11 protein-coding genes are annotated in these 16,814 nt (G+C 62.7%); 7 read left to right on the top strand and 4 right to left on the bottom strand.

The annotated features are described in order from the left end of the window. Positions 1-155 precede the first annotated feature (155 nt). Positions 156-3,731: a DNA polymerase III subunit alpha gene (dnaE, locus tag ACOSV0_RS04860; protein WP_434109093.1), complete on the top strand. Its 3,576-nt coding sequence runs from the start codon at positions 156-158 to the stop codon at positions 3,729-3,731. Positions 3,732-3,873: 142 nt separating this feature from the next. On the opposite strand, the gene ACOSV0_RS04865 is transcribed toward dnaE, so the two are convergent. Further along, positions 3,874-4,641, bottom strand: a complete 768-nt coding sequence (locus tag ACOSV0_RS04865) for a glycosyltransferase family 2 protein (protein ID WP_434109094.1) — start codon at positions 4,639-4,641, stop codon at positions 3,874-3,876. A gap of 207 nt (positions 4,642-4,848) precedes the next feature. Here ACOSV0_RS04865 and msbA point away from each other — a divergent pair, with 207 nt between their 5' ends. Continuing rightward, positions 4,849-6,642 carry a lipid A export permease/ATP-binding protein MsbA gene (gene msbA / locus ACOSV0_RS04870; protein ID WP_434109095.1) on the top strand — a complete coding sequence of 598 codons (1,794 nt, stop codon included), beginning with the start codon at positions 4,849-4,851 and terminating at the stop codon, positions 6,640-6,642. Positions 6,643-7,062: 420 nt separating this feature from the next. Next, positions 7,063-8,106 (top strand): glycosyltransferase family 2 protein, encoded by a 1,044-nt coding sequence (locus ACOSV0_RS04875; RefSeq protein ID WP_434109097.1) that lies wholly within the window; start codon positions 7,063-7,065, stop codon positions 8,104-8,106. A 31-nt stretch (positions 8,107-8,137) separates the two neighbouring features. On the opposite strand, the gene ACOSV0_RS04880 is transcribed toward ACOSV0_RS04875, so the two are convergent. After that, complete coding sequence (locus ACOSV0_RS04880; protein ID WP_434109098.1) at positions 8,138-9,163, bottom strand: glycosyltransferase; 1,026 nt, start codon at positions 9,161-9,163, stop codon at positions 8,138-8,140. A 155-nt stretch (positions 9,164-9,318) separates the two neighbouring features. Between ACOSV0_RS04880 and ACOSV0_RS04885 the strand changes: the two genes are divergently transcribed. Continuing rightward, the gene (locus tag ACOSV0_RS04885) at positions 9,319-10,398 is read left to right on the top strand and encodes a glycosyltransferase family 4 protein (protein ID WP_434109100.1); all 1,080 of its coding nucleotides are present in this window, start codon (positions 9,319-9,321) and stop codon (positions 10,396-10,398) included. Between the two features lie 56 nt (positions 10,399-10,454). On the opposite strand, the gene ACOSV0_RS04890 is transcribed toward ACOSV0_RS04885, so the two are convergent. Beyond that, entirely contained in the window at positions 10,455-11,714 is a 1,260-nt protein-coding gene (locus tag ACOSV0_RS04890; RefSeq protein ID WP_434109101.1) for an O-antigen ligase family protein, read from the bottom strand. A 486-nt stretch (positions 11,715-12,200) separates the two neighbouring features. On the opposite strand from ACOSV0_RS04890, the gene ACOSV0_RS04895 reads away from it, so the two are divergent. Further along, positions 12,201-13,046, top strand: a complete 846-nt coding sequence (locus ACOSV0_RS04895) for a glycosyltransferase family 2 protein (RefSeq protein ID WP_434109102.1) — start codon at positions 12,201-12,203, stop codon at positions 13,044-13,046. A 98-nt stretch (positions 13,047-13,144) separates the two neighbouring features. Here the strand turns inward: ACOSV0_RS04895 and ACOSV0_RS04900 are convergent, their stop codons facing one another. After that, complete coding sequence (locus ACOSV0_RS04900; protein WP_434109104.1) at positions 13,145-13,465, bottom strand: hypothetical protein; 321 nt, start codon at positions 13,463-13,465, stop codon at positions 13,145-13,147. Positions 13,466-13,712: 247 nt separating this feature from the next. Here ACOSV0_RS04900 and ACOSV0_RS04905 point away from each other — a divergent pair, with 247 nt between their 5' ends. Together ACOSV0_RS04905 and ACOSV0_RS04910 are read left to right on the top strand one after the other, a co-directional pair. Then, entirely contained in the window at positions 13,713-14,636 is a 924-nt protein-coding gene (locus ACOSV0_RS04905) for a recombination-associated protein RdgC (RefSeq protein WP_434109105.1), read from the top strand. Positions 14,637-14,913: 277 nt separating this feature from the next. Beyond that, positions 14,914-16,335, top strand: a complete 1,422-nt coding sequence (locus ACOSV0_RS04910; RefSeq protein ID WP_434109106.1) for an HdeD family acid-resistance protein — start codon at positions 14,914-14,916, stop codon at positions 16,333-16,335. The last annotated feature ends 479 nt before the right edge of the window (positions 16,336-16,814 follow it).

The following is a 16,814-nucleotide window of genomic DNA, read 5'->3' on the forward strand; positions in this document are numbered from 1 at the left end:
CGTTCGAACGGGCAAGACGCATCGCCCTCGCACCGTCGCCGAAACCGCGTTTGCTGCCCGCACAATGCCGGTGTAGGGCGCTCCCGCGTTTCCGTCCTAAGCCGAACGGCTAACGCGTGGTTTTGGCCTGAAAACTCCGGAAGGGTGGGGTTACAATGTCGCCCATGTCAGATCCCCGCTTCGTTCATCTCCGCGTTCACTCCGAATTCTCGATTGCCGATGGCATCGTGCGTCTTGACGACGTCGTCAAGGCCGCAGCCAAAGACGGTCAAGGTGCGCTCGCCCTTACCGACCTCGGCAACGCGTTCGGCCTCGTCCGTTTCTACAAGGAAGCCCGTGGCAAAGGGGTCAAACCCATTGCCGGCTGCGACGTCTGGATCACCAATCCGGACGACCGCGAGAAGCCCTCGCGTTTGCTGCTGCTGGTCAAGAACCGGCGCGGTTATCTGAATCTGTGCGAGCTGCTCAGCAAGGCGTCGCTCACCAACCAGTATCGCGGCCGCGCGGAAGTGGAAGCCGGCTGGCTCGAATCCGGTCTGGGTGAAGGCCTGCTCGCGTTGTCGGGTGCGCAACACGGCGACATTGCCCTCGCGCTCGCCGCCGGCAACGAAGAGGCGGCCAAACGCAACGCATTGCATTGGGCGAAAGTGTTCCCTGGCGGCTTCTATATCGAACTGCAACGGTGCGGTCAGCCGGGCGGCGAGCAGTACGTGCAGCAGGCGGTTGCGCTTGCGGCGTCGCTGAAATTGCCAGTGGTGGCCACGCACCCCATGCAGTTCATGACGCCAGACGATTTCACGGCGCACGAAGCGCGCGTGTGTATTTCCGAAGGCGACATCCTGGCGAATCCGCGCCGCTCCAAGCGCTTTACGTCCGAGCAGTATTTCCGCACGCAAGAAGAGATGGCTGGGCTGTTCGCGGATATTCCGTCGGCGCTTGCCAACAGTGTCGAAATCGCCAAGCGCTGCAACCTGACGCTCGAACTCGGCAAGCCGAAGCTGCCACTCTTCCCGACGCCCGACGGCATGTCGCTCGACGACTACCTCGTGCAATTGTCAAAAGAAGGCCTCGAAAAGCGTCTCGAACAGCTGTACCCGGATGCGGCCGAGCGCGAGGCGCAGCGCGAAACGTATTACCAGCGCCTCGAATTCGAGTGCGGCACGATCATCAAGATGGGCTTCCCGGGCTACTTCCTGATCGTTGCGGACTTTATCAACTGGGCCAAGAACAACGGCGTGCCGGTCGGTCCTGGCCGGGGGTCGGGTGCAGGTTCGCTGGTGGCGTATGCGCTCGGCGTGACCGACCTCGATCCGCTGCGCTACAACCTGCTGTTCGAACGTTTTCTGAATCCGGAACGTGTGTCGATGCCCGACTTCGACATCGACTTCTGCCAGCACGGCCGCGACCGTGTGATTCAGTATGTGAAGGAAAAATACGGCGCAGACGCCGTGTCGCAGATCGCCACTTTCGGCACGATGGCGGCGAAAGCGGCGGTGCGCGACATCGGCCGCGTGCTCGATCTCGGCTATATGTTCACGGACGGCATCGCCAAGCTGATTCCGTTCAAGCCGGGCAAGCACGTCACCATCGCCGACGCGATGAAGGAAGAGCCGCTGCTGCAGGAGCGCTTCGACAACGAAGACGAAGTGCATCAGATGCTCGAACTCGCACAGCGCGTGGAAGGCCTGACGCGTAACGTCGGTATGCACGCCGGTGGCGTGCTGATCGCGCCCGGCAAGCTGACCGACTTCTGTCCGCTCTATACGCAGGGCGACGAAAGCGGTGTGGTGAGCCAGTACGACAAGGACGACGTCGAAGCCGTCGGCCTCGTGAAGTTCGACTTTTTGGGTCTCACCACGCTGACGATTCTGGATTGGGCCGAGCGCTATATCCGCCGTCTGGATCCGTCGAAAAAGGATTGGTCGCTCGCGCAGGTGCCGCTCGATGACGCGGCGTCGTTCTCGATCCTGAAGAAGGCGAACACGGTCGCCGTGTTCCAGCTGGAAAGCCGCGGCATGCAAGGCATGCTGAAAGACGCACAGCCTGACCGCTTCGAGGACATCATCGCGCTGGTCGCGTTGTACCGTCCGGGCCCGATGGATCTGATCCCGAGCTTCTGTGCGCGTAAGCACGGCCGCGAAGTGGTGGAGTATCCGGATCCGCGCGTCGAACCTGTTCTGAAAGAGACCTACGGCATCATGGTCTACCAGGAGCAGGTGATGCAGATGGCGCAGATCATCGGTGGCTACTCGCTGGGCGGCGCCGACTTGCTGCGTCGTGCGATGGGTAAGAAGAAGGCCGAGGAAATGGCCGAGCACCGGGAGTTGTTCCGCCAGGGTGCGTCGAAAAACGGGCTGACCGGCGAGAAAGCGGACGAAATCTTCGACTTGATGGAGAAGTTCGCGGGCTACGGCTTCAACAAGTCGCACGCGGCGGCGTATGCGCTGCTCGCGTACTACACCGCGTGGCTGAAGGCGCATCATCCGGCCGAATTCATGGCGGCGAATATGTCGCTCGCCATGGACGACACGGACAAGGTCAAGATCCTGTTCGAGGACTGCCTGACGAACAAGATGGCCGTGCTGCCGCCGGACGTCAATCTGTCGGCGTACCGGTTCGAGCCGGTCGCGGAAGCGGACGGCAAGCGGTCGAAAACAATTCGCTACGGTCTCGGCGCGATCAAGGGCAGCGGCCAGAACGCGATTGAAGAAATCATCCGCGCGCGCGAAGAAGGGCCGTTCATCGACATCTTCGACTTCTGCAACCGGGTCGACCGCCGGATCGTCAATCGCCGGACCGTGGAAGCCTTGATTCGCGCCGGTGCGTTCGACACGCTGCACGCCAACCGCGCGCAGCTGATCGCCTCGGTCTCGCTGGCCATGGAAGCCGCCGAGCAGGCCAGCGCCAACGCGATGCAGGCGGGCCTGTTCGACATGGGCGATGCGCCGTCGCAAGGTCACGAACTGGTCGACGAGCCGGAATGGCCGGAAAAGAAGAAACTGCAGGAAGAGAAGGCCGCGCTCGGCTTCTACCTGTCGGGCCATCTGTTCGATGCCTACAAGGACGAAGTGCGCCGTTTCGTGCGCCAGAAGATCGGCGAACTGAAAGAAGGGCGCGACAAGCTGGTCGCGGGTGTGATCGCGTCGCTGCGCACGCAGATGACCCAGCGCGGCAAGATGCTGATCGCGCTGCTCGACGACGGTACCGGTCAATGCGAAGTGACCGTCTTCAACGAGACTTTCGAAGCTAACAAATCGCTCTTCAAGGAAGACGAGCTGCTCGTGGTGCAAGGCTCGGCGCGTAACGACGCATTCACGGGCGGCATCCGCTTCACGGTCGATACGGTGATGGACCTTGGCCGCGCCCGCTGTCGTTATGCGGAAGCCGTGAAGGTGCAGATGAACGGCAATGCGGACGCATTGGCGTTGCGGCGCGTGCTCGAAGCGCATAGCGCGGGTAAGGACGAGCCACAAGCTGCACCGGCGCCGGCTGCGTCATCGCGCGGCGGTAATGGAGGCGGTGGTGGGCGCAACGGCGGCGGCTATGGCGGTGGTGGCCAGCGTCAGCCTGTGCAGATTCCGAACGGCCTCGCCGTGCAGGTGGTTTATCGCAGCGAAAACGCGCAAGGCGAAATGCGGCTGGGCGACGCGTGGCGCGTGAAGCCGACTGACGAACTGCTCGCGGCATTGCGCGGCGAATTTGCCGGAAGCTCGATCGAAATCGTCTATTGATGTCTGATTTGCCTGCGCGGATGGCATCGCCGCGCGGGCAAAGCCGATGCTACCCGAGTGGTCCTGATGCGAAGGTTGGTCATGCTGCGCGTATTACCGTCTGGCCGCTGCTAATGAATGCTGTGCGGCGATAGTGAGCCGGTCATTCCTCGCGCCGCGTCTTTCCCCCCAGCCGCGCCAGCTTCAAAAACCGGTAGTACACCGTTTCCGCGTTGAATACCGCAATCATGAAGCCCGCGCGGCCGTCGAGAAATCCGCGCCACAGCACGTAGGTTCGCACGAAGGCCCAGGCGCCGCGCCCGAGCGCCTTGCCGAAACTGCCGCGCTTGCCGGCCGCATGGCGCTGCTGCGCACCGGCTGTCGAATACGCGTCGAGCTTGCGCAGCACACCTTCGAAGTCCTCGTAGGAGTAGTGCATCAGCTTGCCGCTCAAGTGCTGCGACGGCGTGTCGAACACCAGCCGTTCGTGCACGAGATCGTCGGAGAAACGCGCGGCGCCACGTTTGAACAGGCGCGGAATCCAGTCCGGATACCAGCCGCTGTGATGAATCCAGTGGCCGCAAAAGCTCGATAGCCTGTCCACCGCGTAGACGTCGGCGGTGGGCGCGGCCAGCGCCGCGCGGATCGCCACGGCCAGTTCCGGCGAGACGACCTCGTCGGCGTCGATCGAGAGGATCCAACTGGTGGTGAGCGCGTCCACGGCGCGGTTCTTTTGCGGGCCGAAGCCCGGCCAGTCGGTTTGCTCGAGCACGCGTGCACCGTGCGCCCGGGCGATGTCAGCGGTACCGTCGGTGCTGCCACCGTCGATCACGACGATCTGATCGGCGAAAGCCACGGCCTGCAGGCATTCGGCCAGACGCGCCGCCGCGTTTTTGGTGATGATGGCGACGCCGAGAGTGGTTTCTTGCATACCTGAGTTGCGTGGAGGGGCCAGATGACGGAATCGGTCGCGCAAGTATACACAGCGATGCCACAGCGATACACAGCACCATCCTTTCCGCCCGATCCATAACCGCCGGCCATTACCCTCAACCGTTTACAATGCTGTTTTTTGATATTCCGCGCGTCGGGCATTCCGACTCTGCGCGGATGCTGTCCCGCATTCTCAGAGGATTCCTTGAGCGCGAAGCCAACGTTAAGCAAACCCATCGGTTCAGGTGAGGCATCGTCGCCTACCGTCGTTTTTCGACGCTTGTGGCCATATATCAAGCCGCTGCTGTGGGTGGTGCTCGGCGCGATCGTTGCCATGGCGGTGAGCGCCGGCACCGACGCGGCGATTCCCGCGCTGCTCAAACCCCTGCTGGACAAGGGCTTCGGCGCGCATGCCAGCGACAACGCCAAGTGGTTCGTGCCGGTCGCGGTGATCGGCCTCGCGCTGATTCGCGGCGTGTCGCAATACGCTTCCGGCTATCTGCTCGCCTATGTGTCGAACAAGATCCTGCTCGATCTGCGCCTGAAGATGTTCGACCGCATGATCCACACGAGCGTGGCGTTCTTCCAGCGCGAAACCGCGAGCACGGTGATCAACGCGATCGTCTTCGAGGTGAACCAGATTCTCAACGTGTTGTTGAGCGTGATGGTCACGCTGGTGCGCGATTCGCTGACAGTCATCTTCCTGCTCGGCTATCTGTTCTATCTGAACTGGCGCCTGACGCTGATCGTCGCGGTGCTGCTGCCGGGGATCGGCTGGCTGGTGGGTAAGATCAACCGCCGTTTGCGGCGCCTGAACCGCGAGCATCAACTGCTGACCAACGAACTGTCGTACATCGTCGAAGAGACGGTGGGCGGCTACAAGGTCGTCAAGGTGCACAACGGCGAGCAGTACGAGACGGACCGCTTCACGGCAATGAGCAAGCGTCTGCGCGGCTACGCCATGCGCATGACGGTGTCCGGCGGCCTTGCGCAACCGTTGACGCAGTTCCTCGCGTCGATCGCGCTCGCCGTGGTGATTACGATCGCGGTGATGCAGTCGTCGTCGGATCAAACCACCGTCGGCGGCTTTGTGGCGTTTGTCACGTCGATGCTGCTGATCATCTCGCCGCTGAAGCACCTGATGGACGTGAACCAGCCGCTGCAACGCGGCATGACGGCGTGCGAGCTGATTTTCGGCCTGATCGACGAGCCGTCCGAACCGGAGGGCGGCGGCAAGCCGCTCGATCGCGCCCGGGGCGAAGTGGAGTTCCGCGACGTGTCGTTCATGTACGGCAGCAACGTCACGCACAACCGCCACACGCTCGACCGTGTGTCGTTCAAGGTCGCGCCGGGTGAAATGGTCGCGCTCGCGGGCCCGTCGGGCAGCGGCAAGACCACCCTGGTGAATCTGTTGCCGCGCTTTTTCGATCCGACCGGCGGCGCGATTCTGGTCGACGGCGTGGCGCTGCCGGAATATGACCTGCACGCGCTGCGCAGCCAGATCGCGATGGTGAGCCAGGACGTGGTGCTGTTCAACGACACGGTGGCCAACAACGTCGCTTATGGTCAGACGGCCGATCCGGACAAGGTCACGGCGGCGCTGCGCGCGGCCAACCTGTGGGACACCGTCGAGGCGATGCCCAATGGCATCGATACGCTGGTCGGCGACAACGGCATGATGCTGTCGGGCGGTCAACGGCAGCGTCTCGCGATCGCGCGCGCGATCTACAAGGACGCGCCGATCCTGATCCTCGACGAAGCCACTTCGGCGCTGGACTCGGAATCCGAACGCCACGTGCAGGCAGCGCTGGAAACCTTGATGAAGGGGCGTACCACACTCGTGATCGCGCACCGTTTGTCGACCATCGAACGCGCCGACCGGATTCTGGTGATGGAAGCGGGGCGCATCGTCGAGCGCGGCAGTCATCGCGAGTTGCTGGCGCAAGACGGGCTGTACGCGCATCTGCACCGCATCCAGTTCCAGCAGGACGCAGCCTGATCGAGGCTGTTCGGGCCTGAGTCGACCTGCCCCGGTTTGACGCCTTGATTGACCCGAATCCGGCTTGATCCAGCCGGATTCGGTGTAATTCACCCGATTTTCAAAAAAATCAGGCTGAATTCGCCAATTTCCGCCCATACCGATGCAGCCAACCGGCCAGCATCACCGATAAGCGCCTACCGGCCGCCCCCGGCAACCCCCGGCATTCCCCCGCACACCCCGCACACCCCGCACACCCCGCACACCCCGCACACCCCGCACACCCCGCACTCATTTCCCTTACAAAGACTTGTTCGCCGGTCTTTTTAGTCAGTTTTTCGGGATAGTGTTGTGTTTCAGTCTCACTTTGTTGCGCTTTTTTTACACTAAACGCATGCTGGCGCCCTGCGACCGTATTGAGCAGAGGAGATTCCATTAGCGATGCATCACGACGACCCCACCGGCAAGCCACTCGTTTCGATCGCGCTTGCGACGTATAACGGTCGTACCTATCTGCCTGAGCTTCTGGCTTCGCTGGAGGCGCAGAGCTGGCCGAATCTCGAAGTGGTGGTCTCCGACGACGCTTCCACCGACGGCACGCCGGAATTGTTGGCGGCGTACTCCGGTCGTGTGCGAGTCCGGCTGGTGGCGCGTGGCGAACGGCTCGGCATCGTGCGCAATTTCGAGCGTGCTTTGGCAAGCTGCCACGGCGAGTATGTTGCGCTGGCGGATCAGGACGACGTGTGGGCGCCCGAAAAACTCACCGATCTGATGCGCGATCTGCAGGCTGTGGAAAGCACCAGGGGCCTGGCGACGCCGGCCCTGGCATTCTGCGACATCGAATTGGTGGATGCGAAGCTGTGCCGTCTGTCCAGGTCGCTCTTCGATATCACGGCGAAGTCGTGCCGTGCCGGGCGTCTGCGGGATTTTCTGCTGAGTAACCATATTCCCGGCTGCGCGATGCTGGTCAACCGCGCGGCGCTCGACCGCGCGTTGCCGTTTCCCGCCGGTATTGTGATGCACGACTGGTGGCTGGCAATGGTGGTGGCGTCGTTCGGCGAGATCCGTCACGTGGCCGCGCCGCATCTGAAGTATCGCCAGCATGAGTGCAACGCGGTCGGCGCGAGTGCGACCAATCAGCGGCCGGCGGCCGGTGCGCGCGACGAATGCAAACTCATGGCAGCCGAGCGGCGGGGCTCGAGCAAGCGACGCCAGATCGACGGCATCGCGGATCAGATTCAACTGTTCGGCCGGCGTTTCGGGGCTGAACTGCCGCTCGAAGCGCGTGACGATATGAACGCGTTTTCGCGCGGCATCGAGAACTGGCGCGGCGCGCTCGAATTCGTGATGTTCAGCCACACCGGCGAGACCTTCCTGCGCGCGATGAAGATGATGCGGCGCTTGCGCAAGAGTCTGCTGAGCTTCGGTGTCGAGGCGCAGCAGCCGTTCGGCCGTCGGCTGCGCCGACGCCGTAGCGTGTCGTAGCAAGTCTGGGCACGACCGGTGACCCGGCGTTTCAGCGACCGTTTTTCCGCACGATTCGCTTGAGCCAGATGCCCGGCGCGTAGACGGCCGGACATGTCGCGTACAGAAACATGCGGATGCGCAGTCCAAGCTTCACATTGGGACTGCGTGTGAGCAGCCCGAACCGTTCTCCGAGACCACCGGCTTCGAACATTGCGTGAATGAACTGTTCGCGCGCGAGCTTGAGCGCCATCGCCGCGCGCATGCGTTCACCCACGCCGCCAATCTCGGCGTCGCGCTGCAATTGCGCGAGTTCCGCCAGCCCATAGCAATTACTTTGGCGCATTCGCGCAATCAATTCATCCACCGATCCATAACGGCGTTTACGCGATAGTCCGCCGCGCCGGTAGCGCACCAATGGCTCGCGCAGGCTCACGGCCCCGCCTGAGAGGATCGCGCGCAGCACCATGATCTGATCTTCCGCGGCGGCGCCGGGCAGCATCGGGCCGAAGCGCTCGAACAGCCGTCGCGACCATGTGTGCGCGGCGCCGATGAGCCATGGGCGGCCGGCGAGCCAGTCGTCGAAATTGCGATAGGTGTCGAGCTCGGTCGGCGTCATCCGCTCGTGCACGTTGCCGGCTTCATCCATGTCCGCGAGGTCGGTCGCGATCAGGTCGGGGCGTCGATCGCGCGCGAGCCAGAAGTCGACCACGCGCTCGCAGCGGTTCGGCGCGGACATGTCGTCGCCGGCGGCAACGAACAGCAGTTCCCCTTGCGCCATTTGCGCGAGTTGCGACAGATGTGCGCTGATGCCCCGATTGGCCGCGTTGCGCCGCGCGATGACCGTGTGCGGACCGCGGTAGCCGGCGATCGCGGCTTCGATTTCGGCGAAGGTGGTGTCGCTGGAGGCGTCGTCCGAGATGATGATTTCGAGCGGCGTATAGGTTTGGGCGAGCGCGCTGCGCACGGCGTCGGCGATCTGCTTTTCCTGGTTGTAGGCGATCAGCAGGATCGATACGAGCGGGCGCTGGGTGTCCGACGCTGCGGAGGCAAAGCTTGTCGACGGGCTATCGGTCATGGAATAGGGTGGGATGCGGTTCGGCTAGATTCTAATCGGTGACGGGTGGGCCGCGATATGTCATGCCCCCAAGGCCATCCTTTACAATTGCCGCTGCCCCGAAAACCAGACCGCACGGTTCTCCGCCGCGCGGGCGCTTCGCAGAGAACCGATCCTTGTCCGACCCGACCCGGCATCCTGTCACCGACATCGCCCTGACCGCCCAGGCGCTGAAAAATAGCGGCGGCGCCGAACGCTACACGCGTGACGTGATTGCCGGCTTGCATCGGATGGGGCTGCGTCCGACGCTGTTCGCCCGCGAGATCGACCGCGCGCTGCCTGAAGCGGCATGGATCGACGCGCAACCGCTCAATGTCCGCTGGGCGCCGCGCAAGCTTCGCAATCTGGCGTTCGACTGGCGTCTCAAGCAACGGCTGAAACGGCACCGTCCGGCGTGCGTCTTTTCGATCAATCACTCCACGCATGCCGACGTCGCGTTGTGCGGCGGCACGCATCCGGGTTCGCTCGAGGCCGCCGGCCGCGCCGCGCGCCGCAGCGACGAATGGCAGATCGACATGGAGCGGCGTGTGTATTCGCAGGCGCGTTCGATCGTTGCGCATTCGCAATTGATGAGCCGTGAGTTGCAGCGCTTTTACGGCGTGCCGGCCGATCGTATCGACGTGCTCTATCCGCCGGTGGACACAGCGCGTTTCCAGCCGCTGAACGATGCTGAGCGTGCGGCGGTGCGCCGCCAGTTCGATCTGCCCGACGACCGCGTGATCTTCGTGTTTTCGTCGACCAGTCACGAACGCAAAGGTTATCCCTTGCTGGAAGCTTTTTTTGCGCAGACCACGCTGCCGGTTTGCCTGGTGGTGGCCGGCCGGCCGGTGCCGAAAACCAGCAATACGATTCGCTATGTGGGGTACTGCAAAGAAATCGAAAAATTATTCGCCGCAGCCGATTTCACCGTGGTGGCATCGGCGTACGAGCCGTTCGGTCTGGTGGGCGTCGAGTCGGTGATGTGCGGCACGCCGCTTGTGATCGCCGACAACGTCGGATCGGCGGAGACGGTCACCGGTGCGGCGAAGATCGAGTTTTCGCGGCAATCGGCGGGAAGCTTCGAGCGCGCCATTCAGGCCGCGGTGGCGCGTGTGCAGGGCGGAGACGCCCGCATCGCCGAGCCGCTGCGCAGCCTGGTCTACGACCCGAGCGTCGATGCTCACGTCGCCGCGCTCTACGAACTCTTCACGCGTTAAATTCGCCGCGCCCGGATTCAAGCCTTGACGCCGCTAGCGGCTTGCCGGGCAGCGTGTCAGCCTGCCGGTTGCGCCGCAGCCAGTTCGCGCTTGCGCGCGTCGATCACCGCAAGGAACGTCGCGACCAGTAGCGCGAGCAGCACCGTGACCATGATCGGCACGAGGACGTCGATCGTCAGGCCGAAGATCACCGTGCTGGTGGCGACCGCCAGACCCGCATAGGACGCCGCGCGGATCGCCGGATCGCTCGACACCCGGTGACGCCAGAAGTACACCGAGATACCGAAGTAGAACAGCAACAGGCACATCACGCCGATAGCGCCCATTTCGGCGAGCGTCGAGAAAAAGTCGCTATGAGCCCGCTCGTTGACGATCTCGGCCTTCACTTCGCCACGCTTGGCGAGGAGACCCAGTTCGTCCACCAGACGCCCCTTGCCGACGCCGTACACCGGATGATGCATAAAGATCAGTCCCGACGCATTCCACAACTGAAAGCGCAGGCCAACCGACGTGTAGTCTTCGCCCTGATGCATCATCGAAACATCGGTCGTCACTTCGCTGAGGCGCTTCTGAACCCGCTCGGTCGACAGCAATGCACCCGCGCCGATCACGATTGCCAGCGTCGCTATCAGGAAGCGTTTCCGGTGCGCGTACCAGTGATACTGCATGCCGAGCAGCACGACGAACACGGGTATGGCCAGCCAGCCGCCGCGGCTGCCTGACAGATACGACGCGTAGCCGCCGCCTACCAGCGCCAGCAGTCGAAGCCCTAGCACGCGCCAGTCGCGCGGCTTGTCCCAGCCGGCGGTGAAAACCGACAGAAAACCGAGCAGCAGCGCCGTATCGCCGAACGGAATCGCATTCGTATAAGAATTATTCAGACGATTCGCATCCGTCCAGCCGCCGGCCGGCTGATCGCAAAGCGCCCAGATGCCTACCGCCAGCGCACCGGCGGCACAACCCCAACCGATCACGCGCAGATGTCTGGATGGCAATTGCCGCAGCAGCAGAAAGACCGGCAGGGCCAGCACGAAGCGCGACAAGGCGTCGAACTGACGTGGCAGCCAGTAACCGAACACGGCTTGCTGGACGGCGATGGCTACGACGAAAGCCAGCATGCCGACGGTGAACCACCGGTAGGTGCGCAGGCCGGAGAAATAGCCAGGCGTGCGCCGGTTGGCCACGGCGGCGCCGAGCGCCAGGGCAAGAATCGCGAAGAAGCAGTAGCCTGTGCCGCCGCGCCACACGAGATTGACCGCGGGCGCGAAAAACAGCAGGGCCGTGCTGAGCCAGATCAGACTGGGAGCAAAAATCATAGGGCAACAATATGTAAGAACACTACCGTTCCGGTGGTGGATTTGCTATGGCCGGACCCTTGGGTGCATTTTTTAAGACGGTAGAGCGACCGCGATTATAACCGCGCACTCCCTTGCAGAATGCTTGCTGAAGCACACGGTAAGGCGTCCTTCGGCGAGCCGCTGCAATCGGTGTCGCTTTGCACGAAAAGCCCGGCGCAAAGAAGGCTGCTGCGGCTTTCGCGCCGTGCTATTTGTCGTAGGAGCAGTCGGCGGCGGTACAATCCCCGGCGAAACTTGCAGGCGATGCTATTTGGGCCACGCGCGCGGTGTCAGGTTCCCATGGCGTCCGCGGGCTCTTAAGCTGCCAGCGATTCTCCAACGCCGCCCCCGGCTGATGCCGCCTGGGCGGCGGCCATTTAAATTGCATTGCACTGCAGCACGGCGGATTGCCAATGCGGAGTTGAACCGCGCTCGCGCCGACGGCAAGCTCAACGGACCGAATCGATGTTCTCAATCATCATCCCGACCTGGAACAACCTGCCTTATCTGAGGCTCGTGATCGAGAGCCTGCGGCGTCATTCCACGCATGCGCATCAGATCATCGTGCACGTGAACGACGGCTCGGACGGCACCCTGGCCTGGGTGCGCGACGAGGGTATCGAATACACCGCGTCGCCCGGCAACATCGGCATCTGTCACGCGGTCAATATCGCGGCGGCGCGCGCCACGCAGGACTACATCGTCTACATGAACGACGACATGTACTGCTGTCCCGGTTGGGACGATGCGCTCGTCAAACGCCTCGCTCAAATGCCGGCCGACAATCTGTTCATGCTGTCCGGCACGATGATCGAACCGGTCGACTCCGGCAATCCATGCGTCGTCGTGCAAAATTTTGGACGCGACGTGGAAAACTTCCGCGCTGAGGAGCTGGTGGCCGCCACGCCGAAACTCGTGCGCGCCGACTGGCGCGGCGCCACGTGGCCGCCCACGCTCGTGCATCGCGACTGGTGGTACAAGGTCGGCGGCTACAGCAGCGAGTTGAGCCCCGGCATGAGCAGCGACAACGACTTCTCGATGAAACTGTGGGACGCCGGTTGCCGGGTGTTTCTCGGTGCTGGCGACAGCCTGGTTTATCACTTCCAGCAGAAGAGCACCGGCAAGGTCGTCAAGAACGATGGGCGTCGCCAGTTCCTGAATAAGTGGGGCATGACGCAAGCCACCTTCGATCGTTATTTTCTGCGGCGCGGCACGGAGGTGGAGGGCGGCCAGGCGGTCAGCGAACCCGAGCGGACCGGTCGCTTGCGGCGCGCGCTGCTCAAGTCGCGCATCAAGCGCGCGTTCAGTTAAGGTGGGCGTGGCCGCGCGCTGTGTGCACGCACGCTGCCTGCAATGCGTGGCGGCATAAACCTGGCGGTTGGCGGGCTTCGCGCGAGCCGAAGCGCCCGTTACACGCCGCCCGTCACCAGTGGCAGCACCGTCAGATCTGGGTGCGTGCCGTCGACGATGCTGCGCCCCACATGCACCCCTTCGTAGAGCGCCTCTTCCACGCCGGCGAAGCTTTCTTCGCCGTCCGCATGGAACGGTACGGAATGCCCGGGAAGGGTTGGATCGGCGCCCGGATGACACACGTAACCGACGTACGTATAGCGGTTGTCAGGCACGGCTGACGGTTTCGCCGCGTCGGGCGGGCTTTTCAGGAAGGGTGCCACGTGAATTTCGAAACCCTCGTACTCCACCATCTGCCAGGGTGCGGTTTCATCGGCCATGGCCGCCTCCGTCTATGTCGCTTGCCTGTCAAAAAGTCTAGGTGATTTGAACGTAAAGCGCGCCCTGAGACTGATGCGGCAAACCACTACAAGCACGGCCGCGCGCAATCCCTTTCACACCTGCAGCGGGCCGTCAGGACCTTGCGGCGGTATCGCTTCGGTGCAGAGCGTGCGAGTACGCGCCTGCCCGCGCCATCTTCGCCATGTCAGATAGAATGTCGCGCTTTGCCCGTACAAGACCCTGCCCATGTGGTTCAAAAACCTTCAGTTGCACCGTCTTCCCGCTCCGTGGTCCGTCACCCCTGAACAAATGGAGAAATGGCTCGCGCTGCACGCGTTCGCGCCCGGCAACAGCGTCGAGATGCAAAGCCATGGCTGGGCGTCGCCGCGCGATAACGACTCGCTGGTGTATTCGCTAAACGGTCAGATGCTGCTGGTGTTTCGCGCCGAGAAGAAACTGCTGCCGGCTTCGGTCGTCACGCAAGTGACCAAGGCGCGCGCGCTCGAACTCGAAGAGCAGCAAGGCTTCAAACCCGGCCGCAAGCAGATGCGCGAACTCAAGGAGCAGGTGACCGACGAATTGCTGCCGCGTGCCTTCAGCATCCGCCGCGATACGCGCGTGTGGATCGATACCAGGAACGGCTGGCTCATCATCGATGCGGGCTCTCAAGCGGTCGCCGACGAAGTGCGCGGCCTGCTGGTGAAGTCGATCGATCAGTTGCCGCTCGGCACCGTGCGCGTCACGCAATCGCCGGTTGCGGCGATGACCGGATGGCTGCTCTCCGCTGAAGGTCCCGCCGGCTTCACGCTCGACCAGGACACCGAGTTGCGCTCGCCGGCGGAGGGCAACGCGACGGTGCGCTACGTCGGACATACTTTGGATGCCGAAGATATGCGCCGTCATATCGAAGCCGGCAAGCAATGCATGCGTCTTGCGATGACGTGGAACGATCGCGTGTCGTTCGTGTTGACGCCTTCGCTCACGATCAAGCGCATCGCGCTGCTCGACGTGCTCAAGGAAGCGAGCGACCCCACCGCGCAGAACGACGACGAGCGCTTCGATTCCGACTTCACGCTGATGACCGCCGAACTCGACCGCATGCTGTGCGATCTGCTCGACGTGTTGGGCGGCGAGCAGGGCGAGGCGATGCCGCAAGCCGCTGCTGCCTGATTCCTGCTTTATCCGGTTCGGGCCGGCGTGTTCGGGAGGCGGCGCTGCATAAAAGTGCCGCTTCTCGCTCGCTGTGTCCGGATTGCGGTCAGACTGTTGTATCGCCACATCGCCACATTGTGACACCGTCACGCCGCTACGCCGCTGCATCGTGACACGGCCATACGGCCACACCGTCACACCGTCACATCACACCGTCACACCGCAACGCGATACCGCACCGTGAATATGGTTAAGATTACGTCCAGAAAGGCACGTCAATCACGGAGGACTTGCGATGGTTCGGCTGGTCATGATCCTGCTGGGTGTCGATTACCTGCGCACGCGCTGGCGTTCGTTGCAGTTGATCGGATGGGTGAGCCTGATTCTGGGCGTGGTGGTATTCATCGACGCACTCGATAGCGCGCTCTATTTTCCGATCACACCGTTTGCGTTGTTGCTGTTGCTCGAAGGACTCGCCACGCTGGCCGTCGCATGGACCGGCATGGGCGGACAACGCACGCTGCGCTATGTGAAGGGCCTCGCATTCTGCTTTGCGGCGGCGCTGATTCTCGCCGGCCATCATCATGGCAACTTCATTCTGTCGATGATCTTCGGCACGCTTTTTCTGGCTGACGGTCTGCTGCAGATCGTCTCCGCGAAGGTCGTCCGCTACCGTACCTGGCGGCTCGCGATGATTGGCGGGAGTGTCGAAATCGCGCTGGCGGTTTTCTTCTATCAGCCTTATCCGACGCACTATGTGGGCACCGTGCCGTACTGTCTCGGCCTCGGCTTGATGTTTGGCGGCTGGAACATGATTTTGCTGAGTACGCGCGTGCGGCGTCTCGTGTCGAATCCCGCGGTGGCTTCGGATGATGCCTCTGCTGAAGCAGCCAATTCCGCCGCGAGTGCCGTTGGGCTCGGCCGCCCGGGCGTGGTCGAATGGGACGGCCCGCCCACCGCCGATGAAGACGCGTTGACCGTCCACGTGTGGACGCCGGTCGGTTCGGCCAAGGGTGAGGCGCGGCGGCAGTTGATCGTCGATCGTTATATCGCGGCGGTGGATCGTAACGGCGTGATATCAACCGGGCATGCCGCGCTCGAATCGCCTGAGGGCATCTATATCAGTCTGTATCCGGGCGTCGAGATCGATCGTTCGCCCGACGATTTCGCGCGGCTCCTGCGTGCGACACGCGAGAACGACGTGCCCGGTGTGTTCCAGCCCGATTACCCAACCGAATCGAAAGCGTGGTGTCCGTCGACGGTTCAGGTACGCATACGCAATTACGATCCGGCACGCCTGCGCCGCTTCTGGGACACCTATCGTCAGGAGACAACCTACAACCTGACGCATCGCAATTGTTCGAGCAGCGTATCGCACGCGCTGGAGGCGGCGATCGAAGGCGCATCGGCGCGCGTATGGGGCAGCCTCGGTGGCTGGCGGCCGTTTTTGCGGGTGATTACGACGCCGGAGTTGTGGGTGGCCGCACAACTTCGCAAACGCGCCGCGACGATGGCGTGGACGCCGGGTCTCACGCTCGACTATGCGCGCGCGCTCAGCATGCTCGCCGACCCGCGACCATCAGGCTGGGTCAAGATGGCGCGTTTCGCCGTGCGCAAAATGGTGCGTTCGCGGCAGCAATGGCGTGCGGAAGAGCGCGACGCGGCGAGCAGTCACGAGGCCGGGCAGGGCAAGGCTGCGGGCGTGGTGCGCGAATGATGGGTGCACGATGTGCGACTGAAGCCTGCGGTTGGCGCGAGAGATTCGTGCCCTCGAGGTAACGGAAGCGCAACCAGCCCGCAACTCAGTCAAGCGAAGCCAGGCACAGGTGACATTCTCTGCCCAACTTCGACGTAGTAGGAAAAACAGCTGACCTATCAAGCGCTTGCAGATTTTCCCGGCTAGTTATGCACAGATTTATGAACGGATTCTGTTGATAACTAGAGGCCTGCGCGTCGCGTCTGCGGCGGCCTTGTAATTCTGGTTTTTTGCGTAACCCTAACATCCGCGCATTTGCAACAACCTTAAGGGCGACTCCGGTCGCCCTTTTTGTTTGCAAGTCATCTGCTCGCTGTTCCGCTGCATATGCCTATGTCCGATTGCCCTGATGCGCGGGTACGCAATTTCCTGTGCGCATTGTCAGAGACGGGAGACATCGCTTTGTCCCAACACAAGATTCCATGAATTTAGGATTCCTC

The sequence above is a fragment of the Paraburkholderia caffeinilytica genome (assembly GCF_051027425.1).
Taxonomy (GTDB): domain Bacteria; phylum Pseudomonadota; class Gammaproteobacteria; order Burkholderiales; family Burkholderiaceae; genus Paraburkholderia; species Paraburkholderia caffeinilytica_A.

Excerpts from the sequence above, each read along its gene's own strand:
- dnaE (WP_434109093.1), top strand. The coding sequence starts at position 156 with ATGTCGCCCATGTCAGATCCCCGCTTCGTTCATCTCCGCGTTCACTCC.
- ACOSV0_RS04865 (WP_434109094.1), bottom strand. The coding sequence starts at position 4,641 with ATGCAAGAAACCACTCTCGGCGTCGCCATCATCACCAAAAACGCGGCG.
- ACOSV0_RS04875 (WP_434109097.1), top strand. The coding sequence starts at position 7,063 with ATGCATCACGACGACCCCACCGGCAAGCCACTCGTTTCGATCGCGCTT.
- ACOSV0_RS04880 (WP_434109098.1), bottom strand. The coding sequence starts at position 9,163 with ATGACCGATAGCCCGTCGACAAGCTTTGCCTCCGCAGCGTCGGACACC.
- ACOSV0_RS04890 (WP_434109101.1), bottom strand. The coding sequence starts at position 11,714 with ATGATTTTTGCTCCCAGTCTGATCTGGCTCAGCACGGCCCTGCTGTTT.
- ACOSV0_RS04895 (WP_434109102.1), top strand. The coding sequence starts at position 12,201 with ATGTTCTCAATCATCATCCCGACCTGGAACAACCTGCCTTATCTGAGG.
- ACOSV0_RS04900 (WP_434109104.1), bottom strand. The coding sequence starts at position 13,465 with ATGGCCGATGAAACCGCACCCTGGCAGATGGTGGAGTACGAGGGTTTC.
- ACOSV0_RS04905 (WP_434109105.1), top strand. The coding sequence starts at position 13,713 with ATGTGGTTCAAAAACCTTCAGTTGCACCGTCTTCCCGCTCCGTGGTCC.
- ACOSV0_RS04910 (WP_434109106.1), top strand. The coding sequence starts at position 14,914 with ATGGTTCGGCTGGTCATGATCCTGCTGGGTGTCGATTACCTGCGCACG.